The following is a 265-nucleotide window of genomic DNA, read 5'->3' as shown; positions in this document are numbered from 1 at the left end:
ATCAGCGCCTTGCGCGATGACCTGAGAAATAATATCCAGGTCGTCGACCATCGACACCACAATGATCGAAGTCCGTTTGAACTCGTTGCGCAGCTGGCCGATGACTTGCATGGACGTGATACCGGGGAAGCGCAGATCCAGGATCAACGAATCGACTTCCGCGCCCGATCGCGCCAATGCCAGCACTTCATCCAGATTGCCTGCCTGCTCAATCATCGCCGCCGGCATAAGCCTTTCGAGGGTTCTCAGCATACCTTCGCGAAAC

Annotated in this window: 1 protein-coding gene; it reads right to left on the bottom strand. The window is 55.8% G+C overall.

All coding sequences use genetic code 11. The features are described 5' to 3' along the window. Positions 1-265: response regulator transcription factor (locus SB765_RS30450; protein WP_410932597.1), on the bottom strand; the 265-nt coding region annotated here is incomplete at both ends.

Source organism: Pseudomonas sp. SIMBA_067, from assembly GCF_046534675.1.
GTDB lineage: Bacteria > Pseudomonadota > Gammaproteobacteria > Pseudomonadales > Pseudomonadaceae > Aquipseudomonas > Aquipseudomonas putida.
Note: the sequence above shows the minus strand (reverse complement) of the source record. Positions and strands in the feature narration are given on the sequence as shown.